We start from the raw sequence: 14,880 nt of genomic DNA on the forward strand, positions 1-14,880 counted from the left end.
GGCTGGGGCTGGTCTCAATACTGGATACGATAAACCGGCTTAGCCGCATAGCTTGAACCGCCGTATACGGAACCGTACGTACGGTGGTGTGAGAGGACGGCGGGGGTGACCCCGCCTCCTACTCGATTCTTCTACGGGCATAACCGGATTTGAGTGGGGGAGTGTTGCCATGGATCTGCGCCGCCTATGTGGCTGGTCATTGCTGATGGGGTTGGCGGTTTTGCCAGGGCTAACTGTCGCCGCTGGCAAGTGCGAGCGCCTGGTGGTCACCGGTAGCCCCGATGCGCCGCCGTACCTGTGGCAAGACCCGCAAAACCCCAAGCACCTGATCGGCGCGAGTGCCGACTTGTTGCAACAAGTGGCGGGGGAACTGGGTATCAAGGTCGATATGCTTTATGCCGGCAAACGCGCCCAGGCGCTGGAAGAAGTGCGCAGCGGGCGCATGGACATGCTGGCGGACGTACCGTTGACGCTCAATGAGCTGGGAACGCTGGACTACATCCATCCGCCGCTCCTTGAAAACGACTACCTGGTCTGGACCCGCAAAGGCTCGACGCTGGCCTACAGCGAGGTCAAAGACCTGCACGGACACCCCGGCGCCGTGTCGGAAAAGGCTCGATTGACCCAGGAATTCGGCACTTTTGCCGAGCAGCAATTGACCCTGGCCCGTACTCCAAACCTGACTCAGGCCTTTCAGAAATTGCTGTTGGGCGAGGTGGAATATGTACTCGCCGGGCGCTACTCGGGGATGGCGGCCGCGCAGGCACTGGGCATGGCCAATGACCTGCAAGCGTATCCGCAAGCTGTCGACAGCCCCGGTCTGTTCCTCGCGGTTTCCCATAACTCTGCCTGCAATGACCCGTGGTTGCGCGGACAGTTGGCCAAAAAGATGACAGAATTGCCCGCGTCCAGACTGACGGAGGCTGTGCTGCAACGCAATATCGAGCGTTGGAAAGCGCAGCAACAGCAACAACCCGCCAGTACCCCAAAACAGTAGGGATTTTTAGTGAGTATTCGACCTCTTTTCGCTGCCCTGGCCGTTCTGGCTCTGGCGGGTTGTGCAGCCGATCCGGCGCCGAATGAACAAATACGCCTGACCGAACAGGCGATCGAACAAGCCAAAGCCGTCGGCGCCACCGCTGACGATGTCCCAGAGCTGAAACTGGCCCAAGACAAATTCAACCGTGCCAAGGGCAACATGGCCGACCAGTCCTTCAGGAATGCGCGCATGCGGGCCGAACAGGCCGAGCTGGACGCGCGTCTGGCCGAAGCCCGGGTCCTGACCCTCAAGAGTCAGGAGCAGTTGGACGTACTCAATACCCGCATCGCTCGCCTGCGCAAGCAACTGGGAGATGCCCAATGAGCCTCAAGACCAAAGCAATCGGCGGTTTGATCCTCGCAGGCTGCGCAAGCCTTTATGGCTGCGCCGGTCAGCACAGCGAGGTCGCGTTGCAGCAGGCCGGTGCTGACTTCCAGAAGGTCAAGGAAGACTCCAGCGTGCTGCGTATCGCGCCCAAGGACGTCATCCGTGCCGGTGAGTCCCTGGCCCGCGCCGATCGTCTGTCCAGCTACTGGGGTAGCGGTCCGGATGTGGTGCATTACGCCTATCTGAGCCAGCGCTACAGCGAAATTGCGCGTGAACACACCAGTCAGGTGCTCAACGAAGAGCAGGCGGCGAAACTCGAACTGGAGCGCCAGCGCCTGCAACTGGCCTTGCGCGAATCCAAGCTGCTCAGCGTGCAGCAACAGGGCAAGTGGCTCGAAGAGCAGATTGTCGCGCTGGCCACCACCCAGACCGATCGTGGTCTGGTAATGACCTTGGGCGACGTGTTGTTCGACACTGGTGAAGCAGAGTTGAAGAACTCGGCGAACCGCGTCGTGCTGAAGATCGTCCAGTTCCTGCAGCTCAACCCCAAGCGCATTGTGCGGATCGAGGGCTACACCGACAGCACCGGCGGCAAGCAGGACAACCTCAAGCTGTCCCGCGATCGTGCGCAATCGGTGGCTGACGTGCTGGTGGACCTGGGTATCGACGACAAGCGCATTCAGGTCGAAGGCTATGGCGATGAATACCCGGTGGACGTGAACGCCACTGAGCGCGGTCGCGCACAGAACCGTCGGGTAGAAATTGTATTCTCCGACGAAAAAGGCCAGCTCGGCGCCGCCCGCTGACGCCAGACATCCTGTAGCTCCTACGACCCGGCCTGCCAGTCAGCGCCGGGTTTTTTGCGCCTGCCAATCGGCTCGCAAAACAGTACAGTTTTTGCTGACACTGCACTGTGTGGTCGACTATTGTGGCAACTGTCCCCGTACACTTCTAAACTGTTCCGGTATTGTTCTGCACAAAAATAAAATGCCCGCGAAATCGAGTGCTGCGTCATGACCAATCTCTTGCTCTATCAACGTATCGCTCAGCAATTGGCTGAGGATATCCGTCGTGGTGTCTATCAGCCCGGGGAACGCGTGCCCTCAGTGCGCAAGATGAGCTCGCAGCTCAATGTCAGTCATGCGACGGTGCTTCAGGCTTACGCCAATCTTGAAGACCAGGGGCTGATTCGTGCCCGGCCGCAGTCGGGCTATTACGTGCACCAGACGCCGGCCCTGACAGCGCCAACTCCGGATATCGCGCGGGTCGAGCGGCCAGGTCTGGTGACTCGTAGCAGTATCATTCAGCAGGTGTTGGTCGAATCGCGGCGCGAAGGCGTATTTCCGCTGGGTGCCGCCGTCCCGAGTGTCGACTATCTGCCGGTGCGCGCACTGCATCAACAATTGGCCAAGGTCACGCGCTTTCATAGCCCGCGGGCTTTCAGTTACATGTTTAGTCCGGGTTTTGAACCGTTGCGCCGGCAAGTGGCGATCCGCATGCGTGATGCCGGTGTGGTGGTCGATCCATCTGAAGTGGTGATCACTCACGGCTGCGTCGACGCCTTGCAGATGTCGTTGCGGGTGCTGACCCGGCCAGGCGACCTGATCGCGGCTGAATCGCCGACCTACTACGGCCTGCTGCAACTGGCCGATCTGCTGGGCCTGAAAGTCATCGAGATCCCGAGCGATCCATCCACCGGCATGAGCCTTGAAGCGCTGCAATTGGCAGCGAACCAATGGTCGATCAAGGCCCTGGTTCTGACCACGCGCCTGAGCAATCCGTTGGGCGGCACCATGCCCGAAGAGCGGCAGAAGCAGTTGCTGCGTCTGGCGTCGGATTTCGATATCCAGATTGTCGAGGATGATATTTACGGCGAACTGATGTTCGAACAGGGCCGCACCAAGGCGCTGAAGGCCTATGATCGGCTGGATCGGGTGATCTACTGTTCGAGCTTTTCCAAGACCTTGTCGCCCGGAGTACGGATCGGCTGGATGATCGCCGGCAAGTACCAACAGGAAATCCAGCGTTTGCAGACCTTCAGCACCCATTCCGCGTGCAGCGTCACGCAGATGGGCATCGCGGCTTATCTGGAGAACGGCGGTTATGATCGCCACCTGCGCTATATCCGTCAGGAGTACCGCAAGAACCTCAGCGCTTTCCAGCTGGCGGTGCAGCAGTACTTCCCGGAAGGTACGCAGATGACCCGACCCACTGGCGGCTTCATCCTCTGGGTCAGCCTGCCTGGACGGGTCAACACTCAGGAGCTGCATGTGCGCGCCTTGCAACAGGGCATCAGTATCGCGCCGGGGCTGATTTTCAGTAACACCGAGCAGTTCAATCACTGCATTCGATTGAACTGCGGTATCCCGTGGAATCGCGAGGCCGAGCGAACGCTGATGACCTTGGGCATGCTCGCAAGTCAGCTTTGTCAGGAGGCAACGGGCGGTTTTTGACAGGGGCGCAGGCCCCATCGAGTGGTCGGCTAATCGGGGAGCTTGTCATGAACCGTCCAACAAGCGAGCATATGGCCCTCTGCCGTTACTGCTGTAGTGTCTATGAAAGCGATTTCTCCTGTTGGTTGGTTTTTAGTCTGTCTATTGAGTGTCTTCAACAGCGGGGCTGTGATAGCGGCTTCCAGCCAGGACACGCCGGTTGTGGCGGCCTCCACGGCAACGTCGCAGGGGCCTGAATCGGTCAATAAAACCACGCCTGTCAAAAAGACGCCTACGGCGAAAAAGCCCAAGCCTGTCAAAAAACGTGCGCCCATCGCTTCCAAGTCGACGTCGGCAAGTGAAATAGCGAAAACCCCATTACCTCCGGTCAACCTGGACTTGAGCCTGCCGCAGGAGATGGTCAAGCAATTGCAGCCCCTCGGTGCGCTTCCGCAGGCCAGGCGTGCGCCTTTGCTGCCGAAGTTATTGGGTGAAAAACCAAAATCGGACAGTCCGTTTCAACTCAACGGCCGCTTGCTGAACAATGAAATGGGGTTGCAGCGACGTAATGAAGAGCGCCGCGACGTTGAAGGTGCGGTGCTTGATTTCGAGTTCAAGCGGTAAGTGCAAACACTCACCTGTGGCCCTCGGTCTTGACGCTTTGTCGGAGACTGATCAGTCACGGCTGTTTGAGCGAAAAAACCACGGTCTAGCCAATTTCAAACGGCTGTTTTAGCGGGTACTCTATTCCGCGTCATGAAACACTTTGCCCGTCGCGAGGAGTTTGTCGTCATGAATTGCCGTGAAGGCTGTGGCGCTTGTTGCATTGCCCCGTCTATCAGTACACCAATCCCTGGCATGCCCAATGGCAAAGCTGCGGGAGAACGTTGCGTGCACCTTTCTGTTGAACACCTGTGTGGCATCTTCGGGATGCCCGAACGGCCGGCGGTTTGCGGTGCTTTTAAGGCGGATGTCGAGGTGTGCGGCAACAGCCGTGAAGAAGCTATTAAATTGTTGGGTTGGTGGGAGCAAATGACGGCGGCTTAGTGGACTTCAATGAACGGAACTTCAACAATAAGGAATAAGACAATGGGTTCGCTGCATCGAATTGCTGTGCTGTGTGGTTTGACTGTTTTGCTGGCCGCAACGGCCCAGGCCGAAGACTGGCAGACCGCCAAGGATGAAGGCGGCATCAAGGTTTCCCTGAGTGAAGTCGCCGGCTCCAAATACAAGGCCTACCGTGGCGTGACGATCATGAAGACCTCCATGGCCAAGTTGCGCGGCCTGCAGGAAGATGTGGTGGGCGCCTGTGTCTGGATCCATGAATGCAAATCGCAGAAGCTGCTCAAGCACGAAGGCAATCAAAGCTGGACCTACACCCAGTTCAGTACGCCTTGGCCAGTGACTGCCCGTGATTCGGTGCTGCACGTCACCACAGTGGAAGGCTCCGATGGCAGCTTGACCCGCAAACTGGAAGGCGTGCCGACGTATGTTCCTGAAGAAAAGGGTTTCGTACGAGTCGCTCAGGTTGAGGGCTTCTGGAAGTTCGTACCCAAAGGCGCAGATCAGATCGAAGTGACCTACCAGGTTCACACCGAGCCGGGTGGCAGCGTGCCGTCGTGGCTGGCCAACAAGTTTGTCGTTGATGCTCCGTTCAATACCTTGAAAGCACTGAAAGAGCGTGCTGAAAAACCATAATGGTTTGAACCGGTAGCTCGTTGAAAGAAGGTCGCCTGTTGGCGGCCTTTTTATGCAAAGCCTCTGGCACCGCGGGTGGAACGATGCCCGGTGCTCGGGGTCGAGATGTTGTAAGCCCATCCATGGGCTTTATCGAGGAGACATTGATGAAAAAGTGGGTAGTCACCTTCGTTGATGATCATGGTGTTCAAACCGTGGAGCATTTCGATTGCGAGCAAAAGCCCAGCATGGAGGAGGCTGCGCACTTGATTCGCTCTAAGTTGCTGCCTGTCCCGGCCGAGCTGGATCTCAATGATCTGGAAGGCCGTACCGATGACCCCACGGTCAAAATCCTGAAGGATCAGTGCAGCATTCAAATCCTCGACATCACCCCGGCTCCTTGAGTCTCTCGCAATATCTGCAGCCAGCCCCTCTGGCACAGGTGCTGGCTTCGCGCTACTCTGCAATCGAGATCAGCGAATGAATCGCTAAGGTCTGGTCTTGTCAGCTACATGCTTGTTTCCCGGCGGCAATCTGATTGCCGTATCGCTTTCACCATTCGGTTGCGAGCGCAGGGAGTACGGAAAGTCTATCCATCAGTTTGAGGAGGACGTTTCATGAGCACAGCCTATCAAGAAGACATCAGCACCAGCGTGTTGCGCCGCATGAAGGAAGGCGGTTTTGATTTTTCACGATTCCATCCCATCGAGTTCTACGCCATTTTCCCGGATGAGGAGCGGGCGCGCAGGGCGGCAGGGCACTTTCGCGGTGAGCAATTGAATGCCCAGGTCAGCGTGCGTGATGACGGCGCCTGGCACCTGGAACTAAGCAAGGTGATGTACGCCACCTACGGCGGCATCGGTGACTTTGAGCAAGACTTCGAGGCCGTGGTCGAGCCTTTGGGTGGGATTATCGAAGGGTGGGGCGTTAAGCAGGAGGTACGAGGGTTACTCGCATAACATCTATGAACAGTATCAACACTCAGCATCGGCTGACCTTCGGGTCGGCCGATTTCGTTTCTGGCTGTTGGAAGATTTTTTTGCTGCTGCGGGCAGTGAAATCAAGTCTGGCTATGCTGGTGAAAGCCATAGGCATTGCTTCGCAATGAAGCGGGGGCGATCGAGTTGGGGCGTTTGCTGCACGGGAATGGTGCGGTACTTGTCGGACGATTATCCAACCGATTGATATTAAAGCATTTATGCCGATGGCACGGGCCTTGCGAAGCCTAGGTGTCCGGGTGACAAGGAGTACGGCATGATCCGCACCTATTTTGATGAGATGTACGATGCCGGCGGCCAGGTCCGCCCTCATTATCGGGAGTTCGCCCGTTGGTTAGCCGAAACGCCTGACGAGCTTTTGGCACAACGGCGACGCGAGGCCGATCTGCTATTTCATCGCGCCGGTATTACTTTCACGCTCTATGGTGATGAGCAAGGGACAGAGCGGCTGATTCCTTTCGACACCATTCCTCGCAGTATTCCCGCCAGTGAATGGCGGATCGTCGAACGTGGCTGCATCCAGCGGGTCAAGGCGTTGAACATGTTCCTTGCCGACCTCTACCACGAGCAGCGCATCATCAAGGCCGGGATTATTCCGGCCGAGCAAGTGCTGGCCAACGAGCAGTACCAGTTGGCTATGCAAGGGCTGGATCTGCATCGCGATATTTATTCGCACATCTCCGGCGTCGATCTGGTGCGTGATGGTGACGGCAGCTATTACGTGCTCGAAGACAATCTGCGCACGCCCAGCGGTGTCAGCTACATGCTCGAAGACCGCAAGATGATGATGCGGCTATTCCCCGAGTTGTTCGCGGCCCAGCGCATTGCGCCGATCGATCATTATCCCAACCTGTTGCTCGACACCCTGAAAAGCTCCAGCCCGCTGGATAACCCCAGTGTCGTGGTACTGACGCCCGGGCGTTTCAACAGCGCGTTCTTCGAACACGCGTTTCTGGCTCGGGAAATGGGCGTCGAACTGGTCGAGGGTGCTGATCTGTTTGTGCGTGATGATCGGGTGTTCATGCGCACCACCGACGGACCGAAGGCGGTTGATGTGATCTATCGTCGTCTCGATGACGCATTCCTCGACCCGCTGGCGTTCAATCCCGATTCGATGCTCGGCGTGCCCGGCCTGCTGTCGTCTTATCGCTCCGGCAACGTGGTGCTGGCGAACGCCATCGGTACCGGCGTGGCGGACGACAAATCGGTCTATCCGTTTGTCACGGACATGATCCGTTTCTATCTGGACGAGGAGCCGATCCTCAAGAACGTGCCCACCTTTCAATGCCGCAAGCCCGAGGAGTTGTCCCACGTGCTGGCGAACTTACCTGAACTGGTGGTCAAGGAAACTCAAGGTTCCGGCGGTTACGGAATGCTGGTGGGGCCGGCGGCGACGGCGGCGGAAATCGAATCGTTCCGCGCGCGGATCAAGGCCAAGCCTCACGCCTACATCGCCCAGCCGACCCTGTGTCTGTCTACATGCCCGACATTTGTCGAAAACGGCATCGCCCCGCGCCATATCGACCTGCGTCCGTTTGTCTTGTCTGGCCGCGAAACCCGGGTCGTGCCCGGCGGTTTGACCCGTGTAGCCCTGCGCGAAGGATCCCTGGTGGTGAACTCGTCCCAGGGTGGCGGAACCAAGGACACCTGGGTGGTCGAGGATTGAAGGAAGCCTGCCATGTTAAGTAGAACTGCCTCGGATTTGTATTGGATGTCGCGTTATTTGGAGCGGGCGGAAAACCTCGCACGGATGCTCGATATCAGTTACTCGCTGTCGTTGATGCCGCAAGACGGCCGCGGTGATGGTTTGCATGAGTTGGCGATGCCGCTGTTGATCACCGGCACACTGGACGACTATCTGGAGCGCCACGGTGCGCTGCATGCGGAACGGCTGCTGCACTTTTTCGCTCTGGATGCGGCCAACCCGGCGAGTATCTACAGCTGTCTCGGTGCCGCGCGGGCCAGTGCCCATGCGGTACGTGGGCGAATCACCGCCGACATGTGGGAAAACATCAACGCCACCTGGCTGGAGATTCGCGGCATCGCCGAACAAGGCCTTAGCCGCTATGGCATGAGCCGTTTCTGCGAGTGGATCAAGGAACGTTCCCACCTGTTCCGTGGTGCCTCCTACGGCACCATCATGCGTAATGATGCATTTCGTTTTATCCGCCTCGGTACGTTTATCGAGCGGGCCGACAACACCCTGCGACTGCTGGATGCTCGTTACGAAATGGCTGGCGATCAGGCCGAAGCGGTCAGCGACGGCACCGCCCACGCTTACTACCAGTGGAGCGCTTTGCTGCGCGCGCTGTCCTCGTTCGAGGCGTATACCGAGATCTACCGCGACGCCCCCGGTGCGCGACACGTCGCCGAGCTGTTGCTGCTACGTGCCGATGTACCGCGTTCCCTGCGTGCCTGCACTGAAGAGATAGATCAGATCCTCGCCAGCCTGCCGGGCGCCAACGGTCGACCGGCACAACGTCTGGCGGCGGAGATGGACGCGCGTCTGCGTTACACCGGCATCAACGAAATCCTCGAAGAAGGCCTGCACGCCTGGCTGACCGAATTCATCCCGCTGGTGCGCCAGCTGGGCAACGCCATTCACAGTTCCTACCTGGAGGCTGCATGAGACTTTCCATTAGCCACGAGACCACCTATCACTACGAAGATCAGGTGCGGGCGAGCATCCAGTATTTACGCCTGACTCCTCACGACAGCGAGCGTCAGCATGTCCTCAGCTGGCAGCTCGACCTGCCGCGGCCAGTGCGCGCCCAATTGGACCCGTTCGGCAATATCCTGCACGTGCTGACTATGGATGAGCCCCATGAAGCGATCATCATCGGCGCCCGTGGGCAAGTGGACATCGATGAACAGCGCGAAGCCGAACATGAGAGCCAGTCGGCGCTGCCATTTTTGCGTTTCACCCGCTTGACCGAGGCGGATGAGGCCTTGCGTGCCTTTGCTGCCAAGCAATGCCTCACGCGTCGTGATCGCACCGGGTTGATCGACTTGATGCACGGCCTTAACCAGCACATGACCTACACGCCGGGTTCCACCGAAGTCGAAACCAGCGCCGCTGAGGCCTTTGCCGGGCGTGCCGGGGTCTGCCAGGACCATACCCATGCGTTCCTCGCCTGCACGCGCAGCCTGGGCATTCCTGCGCGCTATGTGTCGGGCTATCTGTACAGCGAGAACAGCGAACACCTGGCCAGCCACGCCTGGGCCGAAGCCTGGCTCGACGACGCCTGGTACAGCTTCGATGTGACCAATCAACTGGCCAGGCCCGAGCGCCATTTGAAACTGGCGGTTGGCCTCGACTACCTGGACGCCTGCCCGGTACGCGGCATGCGCCGTGGCGGCGGTTGCGAGCAGATGCACGCCAAAGTCTTCGTCTCACCGACGCCGACTTTTTCGGTGCAGCAGCAGTAACGGGGATACCGCATCGCGAGCAGGCTCGCTCCCACACTTGATCTCCTGTGTATCGACGATCCATGTGGGAGCGAGCCTGCTCGCGATGCGGCCAGAACAGGCAACACAAGACTCAGGCCATCAAGGCTGCTGCTTACGCCCCGCCATATGCTTCAAATACCCCACCAACAAGTCCAGCTCCGCATCCGGTAACACGGTTGCGGAGAAACCGGGCATTTTCGCTTGTGGCCAATGGCGCAGGCTTTGTGGGTCGCGGACATAGAGCTTGAGGAAGTCGGCACCGAAATATTCGGTAGGGCTGAAGGGGATATTCAGATCCGGGCCAAACTGCGCGTCACCCGCGCCGTTCAGGCGATGGCAGGCCAGACAGTTTTTCTGGAACAGCGCAAAACCCTGATTCACCGGGTCATTGGGCGCCAGCTTCGGATCAGGGCGCAGGGCCGGGAAACGCTCGGCAACGGCGGCCAGTTTTTTGATACTGGCGACCTGGAAAGGCCATTGTTCAGGACTGATCTGACCGGCTTGTGGATTGCTCCATACCAGATAGAACGGCCCGGCACTCGGTTTACCCTCGGCCAACGGCGGCCATGGTTTCTGCGGATCTTCCACCGCCAGCCAGGCTTGGGCGCCGTTGTGATTCAGCAGCGGGGCAGCGGCCAGTTCGGCGGCAAAACCATCAAGCGCCACCGCTTGCAGATGGTCATCCGCGCTGATCCCTGTCAGCAACGCAGACAGCGGTACGGCGCGATAACTCATCTCTCGCTTGTAGGAAACATCATCAACAATCTTGATCGTCCGGGCTTGAGGGTGCTTGAGCAACTCCTCGGTTTGCCAGGTTCGACTACCCGCGCCCAGGTCCAGGACCAGCTGCGCGGCATACAGGGGCGTGCTGAGTAGCAAGGCCCAAAGCAAAATGAAAGGTTTCAAATGATCGCCGTCATGTCGTCAGTAAGTTCGTCGCCCCACCGGCTGCGCTGTGGCTGGGGGATGTGGTCGAACACGGCGCTATTGAGCTCCCGAGTCTTGCTGGAAGGTTGGCACACAAGCGCCTGCCCCGGTAGTGAACCGGGGCACAAACTTAGTGCGGCGCTGTAAAACAGCCACGCCTTTAGCCGATCACTTTGGTGAGGTTCGGCAAAATCAGGAGCAGCGTAGTGGCGAATAGAATGAGCCCGGCTTGACGTACTTTCGAATGTTTGAACATGGCTGGCTGCCTTTTTTGTTATGTCCTGAGCATCAAATGCTTGCCTGCATATCTCCATGACGGCAAAGCGCTGTACTTCCTTTCTGACGAGGGCCCCGGCAAAACCCGACGACAACCTCGTACTATTTACCTTAGGGGCCGCGTAGCGCTTGCTTTAGATCCATTTCATATCAACAAATAGCTAAATGCTTTAAAAAAGCTATGAGGCCTATTGCCAGCTTCTTGGTCGCCCGTTGGCTAGACAGTTCCGTTGCTCAATCCTCGTTATCAATTAGCTCGCTACCGTTCGTCTGAGCGTGACCGTCAAGGCCGGCGAGCGCTTGGGTCATTGAATCCATCGCTGCTGAGCGTAGGGTGGAGTTCTGCAATTACCAGCAGTTCGAGGACGTCATGACTGAAGCTTTGATTTTCGATGCGTTACGCACGCCCCGTGGCAAAGGCAAGGCCGATGGCGCCTTGCACAGCGTCAAGCCAGTGAACCTGCTGGCCGGGCTGCTGACCGCTCTGCAACAGCGCACGGCGCTCGATACCAGCCAGGTGGATGACATTGTGCTCGGCTGCGTGACGCCGGTCGGCGACCAAGGATCCGATATCGCCAAGACCGCTGCGTTCGTTGCCGATTGGGACGTCAGCGTGGCGGGTCTGCAAATCAATCGTTTCTGCGCTTCAGGGTTGGAAGCGGTCAACCTCGGTGCTATGAAAGTGCGTTCCGGGTTCGAGGATCTCGTGGTCGTGGGCGGCGTCGAGTCCATGTCGCGGGTACCGATGGGCAGTGACGGCGGGGCCTGGGCGCTTGATCCGCAAACCAACCTGCACAGTCATTTCGTGCCTCAGGGCATCGGCGCGGACCTGATCGCCACGCTCGAAGGCTTCAGTCGCCAGGATGTCGATGCCTTTGCGCTGCACTCCCAGCAAAAAGCCGCACGGGCGAGGGCGGACGGTTCCTTCAGCAAGTCATTGGTGCCAGTGCTGGACCAAAACGGCATCGTCCTGCTCGATCACGATGAATTCATTCGCGCCGGCTCCACGCTGGAAGGTTTGGGCAATCTCAAACCGAGCTTCGAAATGATCGGGCAGATGGGCTTCGATGCCACGGCATTGCGGGTCTACAGCCATGTGGAACGCATCAACCATGTGCACACCCCGGGCAATAGCTCCGGGATTGTCGATGGCGCCGCGTTGATGCTGATTGGCTCTGAATCCAAAGGTCGCGAGCTGGGTTTGCAGCCGCGGGCGCGCATCGTCGCCACGGCGGTCACCAGTACTGATCCGACGATCATGCTCACCGGTCCCGCCCCGGCCACCCGCAAAGCGCTGGCCAAGGCCGGGTTGCGGGTCGAAGACATCGACCTGTTCGAGGTCAACGAGGCCTTTGCTTCGGTGGTGTTGAAGTTCATCAAGGACATGGTCATCGACCCGGACAAGGTCAATGTCAACGGCGGTTCCATCGCCATGGGACACCCGTTGGGCGCTACCGGTTGCGCAATCCTCGGCACCTTGCTCGATGAGCTGGAAGTGCGTCACCAGCGCTACGGCCTGGCGACCCTCTGTGTCGGCGGCGGTATGGGTATTGCCACCATCATCGAACGCCTCTGAGCCCTGACTTTAAGGAAGCACTTTCATGACTGATGCCATCCGTTACGAAAAAGGTCAGGACCAGATCGTTGTCTTGACCATCGACATGCCGGGCCAGAGCGCCAACACCATGAACGCGGTCTACCGCGATGCCATGGCCGCCAGCGTTGCACGGCTGGTTGCCGACAAAGAGTCGATTGCCGGGGTGATCATCACCTCGGCGAAGAAAACCTTCTTTGCCGGCGGCGACCTCAATGAACTGATCAAGGTGGGCAAGCCCGAAGCCAAAGACTTCTACGACATGGTGCTGTCGCTCAAAGGTCAGCTCCGGACGCTGGAGACCCTGGGTAAACCAGTGGTTGCCGCGATCAACGGCGCGGCACTGGGCGGTGGTTGGGAGATTTGCCTGGCGTGCCATCATCGGGTCGCTCTGGACAACAAATCGGTACAGATCGGTTTGCCGGAAGTGACCCTCGGCCTGCTGCCGGGCGGCGGCGGGGTGGTGCGCATGGTACGCATGTTGGGGCTGGAGAAAGCCTTGCCGTACCTGCTCGAAGGTAAAAAGATCACGCCGCAACAAGCACTACAGGCCGGATTGATTGATGAGCTGGCGGCTGACCGTGATGAACTGTTGGCCAAGGCCCGGGCGTGGATTGTCGCCAACCCGGCGGTCAAACAGCACTGGGATATGAGCGGTTACCAGATTCCCGGTGGTACACCGTCCCATCCGAAAGTGGCGCAGATGCTGGCTTTCGCACCGTCGATCCTGCGCAGTAAAACCAATGGCTGCCTGCCGGCTCCAGAGAAAATCCTCTGCGCGGCGGTGGAAGGTGCCCAGGTCGATTTCGACACCGCGCAGTTGATCGAAACCCGCTACTTCACCGAGCTGACCACCGGCCAGGTGGCGAAAAACATGATCGGCACTTTCTGGTTTCAGCTCAACGAGATCAATGCCGGCAGTTCCCGGCCACAAGGTTTTGCGCCGTACCTGACACGCAAAGTTGGTGTGCTCGGCGCGGGCATGATGGGCGCCGGGATTGCCTACGTCAGCGCCGTGGCCGGTATTGAGGTGGTGCTCAAGGATATCAACCTCGCCGCCGCCGAAAAGGGCAAAGCGCACTCGGCGACGTTGCTCGACAAAAAAGTCGCTCGCGGGCAACTGACGGCCGAGCAGCGGGAAACCACCCTAGCGCGAATCAGAACCACCGAGCTGGATGCTGACCTGGCCGGTTGCGATCTGATCATCGAGGCGGTGTTCGAAGATCGAGAGTTGAAAGCCAAGGTCACGTCCGCTGCGCAGCGCGTGGTTGGCGCCGATGCGGTCATTGCGTCCAACACCTCGACCTTGCCCATCAGCGGCCTCGCTACTGCAGTGCCGCAGCAGGAAAAATTCATTGGTCTGCACTTCTTTAGCCCGGTGGAAAAAATGCCGTTGGTGGAAATCATCAAAGGGGCCAACACCAGCGATGAAACCCTGGCTCGTGGGTTTGATTTCGTACTGCAAATCAAGAAAACCCCGATTGTGGTCAACGACAGTCGTGGCTTCTTCACTTCGCGGGTGTTCGGCACGTTCACCAACGAAGGCATCGCCATGCTTGGCGAAGGCATTTCGGCACCGATGATCGAAACCGAAGCGCGCAAGGCCGGGATGCCCATTGGTCCGTTGGCGATTTCCGACGAAGTTTCCCTGAGCCTGATGAGCCATATCCGTCAGCAAACAGCCAAGGATCTGCACGCCGAAGGGAAACCTCTGATACTGCATCCGGCCTTTGCCGTGATCGATCTACTGCTCGATGAATACAAGCGCCCGGGCAAAGCGGCCGGTGGAGGGTTCTATGACTATCCGGCCGGAGGACAAAAACACCTGTGGCCGGAGTTGAAAAAACGCTTCGAAAAAGCCGACGGTCAGATCTCAGCGCAAGACATACGTGATCGCTTGCTGTTCGTGCAGGCCATTGAAACCGTGCGCTGTGTGGAGGAGGGCGTGCTGCACTCGACGGCTGACGCCAACATCGGTTCGGTCTTCGGCATTGGCTTCGCGGCCTGGACCGGCGGCGCGTTGCAGTTCATCAACCAATACGGTTTGAAGGACTTCATTGCCCGCGCCCAGTACCTGGCCGAGCAATATGGCAAACGTTTCGCGCCACCGGCATTGCTGCTGGAGAAAGCGGCTCAAGGGAAGCTGTTCTGACCGAGGGT

The 14,880-nt window shown here is 58.6% G+C and carries 15 protein-coding genes; 14 read left to right on the plus strand and 1 reads right to left on the minus strand.

The window, feature by feature from the left end; genetic code table 11:
* The first annotated feature begins 169 nt into the window (after positions 1 to 169).
* The 12 genes from ACZYSM_RS14245 (at position 170) to ACZYSM_RS14300 (ending at position 9,902) form a co-directional block, all read left to right on the plus strand.
* Entirely contained in the window at positions 170 to 997 is an 828-nt protein-coding gene (locus tag ACZYSM_RS14245) for a substrate-binding periplasmic protein (RefSeq protein ID WP_489072131.1), read from the plus strand.
* A 9-nt stretch (positions 998 to 1,006) separates the two neighbouring features.
* Positions 1,007 to 1,363 carry a DUF4398 domain-containing protein gene (locus ACZYSM_RS14250; RefSeq protein ID WP_489072132.1) on the plus strand — a complete coding sequence of 119 codons (357 nt, stop codon included), beginning with the start codon at positions 1,007 to 1,009 and terminating at the stop codon, positions 1,361 to 1,363.
* The gene (locus tag ACZYSM_RS14255; protein WP_489072133.1) at positions 1,360 to 2,172 is read left to right on the plus strand and encodes an OmpA family protein; all 813 of its coding nucleotides are present in this window, start codon (positions 1,360 to 1,362) and stop codon (positions 2,170 to 2,172) included. Before ACZYSM_RS14250 ends, ACZYSM_RS14255 begins: the two co-directional genes overlap by 4 nt.
* Positions 2,173 to 2,379: 207 nt before the next feature.
* The gene (locus ACZYSM_RS14260; protein WP_489072134.1) at positions 2,380 to 3,819 is read left to right on the plus strand and encodes an aminotransferase-like domain-containing protein; all 1,440 of its coding nucleotides are present in this window, start codon (positions 2,380 to 2,382) and stop codon (positions 3,817 to 3,819) included.
* A 102-nt stretch (positions 3,820 to 3,921) separates the two neighbouring features.
* Positions 3,922 to 4,422: a translation initiation factor 2 gene (locus tag ACZYSM_RS14265; protein WP_489072135.1), complete on the plus strand. Its 501-nt coding sequence runs from the start codon at positions 3,922 to 3,924 to the stop codon at positions 4,420 to 4,422.
* A gap of 168 nt (positions 4,423 to 4,590) precedes the next feature.
* A complete protein-coding gene (locus ACZYSM_RS14270) occupies positions 4,591 to 4,845 on the plus strand; it encodes a YkgJ family cysteine cluster protein (protein WP_489072136.1) in 255 nt (84 codons plus the stop codon).
* Positions 4,846 to 4,887: 42 nt separating this feature from the next.
* Positions 4,888 to 5,496: an START domain-containing protein gene (locus ACZYSM_RS14275; protein WP_489072137.1), complete on the plus strand. Its 609-nt coding sequence runs from the start codon at positions 4,888 to 4,890 to the stop codon at positions 5,494 to 5,496.
* 122 nt (positions 5,497 to 5,618) lie between these two features.
* Positions 5,619 to 5,879, plus strand: a complete 261-nt coding sequence (locus ACZYSM_RS14280) for a hypothetical protein (protein ID WP_489072240.1) — start codon at positions 5,619 to 5,621, stop codon at positions 5,877 to 5,879.
* Positions 5,880 to 6,092: 213 nt separating this feature from the next.
* Positions 6,093 to 6,434 carry a ribonuclease E inhibitor RraB gene (locus ACZYSM_RS14285; protein WP_489072138.1) on the plus strand — a complete coding sequence of 114 codons (342 nt, stop codon included), beginning with the start codon at positions 6,093 to 6,095 and terminating at the stop codon, positions 6,432 to 6,434.
* A gap of 295 nt (positions 6,435 to 6,729) precedes the next feature.
* The gene (locus ACZYSM_RS14290; RefSeq protein WP_489072139.1) at positions 6,730 to 8,139 is read left to right on the plus strand and encodes a circularly permuted type 2 ATP-grasp protein; all 1,410 of its coding nucleotides are present in this window, start codon (positions 6,730 to 6,732) and stop codon (positions 8,137 to 8,139) included.
* A gap of 12 nt (positions 8,140 to 8,151) precedes the next feature.
* Complete coding sequence (locus ACZYSM_RS14295) at positions 8,152 to 9,102, plus strand: alpha-E domain-containing protein (protein WP_489072140.1); 951 nt, start codon at positions 8,152 to 8,154, stop codon at positions 9,100 to 9,102.
* Positions 9,099 to 9,902, plus strand: coding sequence for a transglutaminase family protein (locus tag ACZYSM_RS14300; RefSeq protein WP_489072141.1), 804 nt, complete (start codon positions 9,099 to 9,101; stop codon positions 9,900 to 9,902). The genes ACZYSM_RS14295 and ACZYSM_RS14300 overlap by 4 nt, the downstream gene beginning before the upstream one ends.
* 120 nt (positions 9,903 to 10,022) lie before the next feature.
* Here the strand turns inward: ACZYSM_RS14300 and ACZYSM_RS14305 are convergent, their stop codons facing one another.
* On the minus strand, positions 10,023 to 10,829 hold the full coding sequence (locus ACZYSM_RS14305; RefSeq protein WP_489072142.1) for a c-type cytochrome: 807 nt from the start codon (positions 10,827 to 10,829) through the stop codon (positions 10,023 to 10,025).
* Positions 10,830 to 11,496: 667 nt separating this feature from the next.
* Here ACZYSM_RS14305 and ACZYSM_RS14310 point away from each other — a divergent pair.
* Entirely contained in the window at positions 11,497 to 12,702 is a 1,206-nt protein-coding gene (locus tag ACZYSM_RS14310; RefSeq protein WP_489072143.1) for an acetyl-CoA C-acetyltransferase, read from the plus strand.
* A gap of 25 nt (positions 12,703 to 12,727) precedes the next feature.
* Positions 12,728 to 14,872: a 3-hydroxyacyl-CoA dehydrogenase NAD-binding domain-containing protein gene (locus tag ACZYSM_RS14315; protein WP_489072144.1), complete on the plus strand. Its 2,145-nt coding sequence runs from the start codon at positions 12,728 to 12,730 to the stop codon at positions 14,870 to 14,872.
* Positions 14,873 to 14,880: the final 8 nt, after the last annotated feature.

The organism is Pseudomonas sp. F220 (assembly GCF_057813935.1).

Excerpts from the sequence above, each read along its gene's own strand:
- ACZYSM_RS14245 (WP_489072131.1), top strand. The coding sequence starts at position 170 with ATGGATCTGCGCCGCCTATGTGGCTGGTCATTGCTGATGGGGTTGGCG.
- ACZYSM_RS14255 (WP_489072133.1), top strand. The coding sequence starts at position 1,360 with ATGAGCCTCAAGACCAAAGCAATCGGCGGTTTGATCCTCGCAGGCTGC.
- ACZYSM_RS14260 (WP_489072134.1), top strand. The coding sequence starts at position 2,380 with ATGACCAATCTCTTGCTCTATCAACGTATCGCTCAGCAATTGGCTGAG.
- ACZYSM_RS14265 (WP_489072135.1), top strand. The coding sequence starts at position 3,922 with ATGAAAGCGATTTCTCCTGTTGGTTGGTTTTTAGTCTGTCTATTGAGT.
- ACZYSM_RS14270 (WP_489072136.1), top strand. The coding sequence starts at position 4,591 with ATGAATTGCCGTGAAGGCTGTGGCGCTTGTTGCATTGCCCCGTCTATC.
- ACZYSM_RS14275 (WP_489072137.1), top strand. The coding sequence starts at position 4,888 with ATGGGTTCGCTGCATCGAATTGCTGTGCTGTGTGGTTTGACTGTTTTG.
- ACZYSM_RS14280 (WP_489072240.1), top strand. The coding sequence starts at position 5,619 with ATGGGCTTTATCGAGGAGACATTGATGAAAAAGTGGGTAGTCACCTTC.
- ACZYSM_RS14285 (WP_489072138.1), top strand. The coding sequence starts at position 6,093 with ATGAGCACAGCCTATCAAGAAGACATCAGCACCAGCGTGTTGCGCCGC.
- ACZYSM_RS14290 (WP_489072139.1), top strand. The coding sequence starts at position 6,730 with ATGATCCGCACCTATTTTGATGAGATGTACGATGCCGGCGGCCAGGTC.
- ACZYSM_RS14295 (WP_489072140.1), top strand. The coding sequence starts at position 8,152 with ATGTTAAGTAGAACTGCCTCGGATTTGTATTGGATGTCGCGTTATTTG.
- ACZYSM_RS14300 (WP_489072141.1), top strand. The coding sequence starts at position 9,099 with ATGAGACTTTCCATTAGCCACGAGACCACCTATCACTACGAAGATCAG.
- ACZYSM_RS14310 (WP_489072143.1), top strand. The coding sequence starts at position 11,497 with ATGACTGAAGCTTTGATTTTCGATGCGTTACGCACGCCCCGTGGCAAA.
- ACZYSM_RS14315 (WP_489072144.1), top strand. The coding sequence starts at position 12,728 with ATGACTGATGCCATCCGTTACGAAAAAGGTCAGGACCAGATCGTTGTC.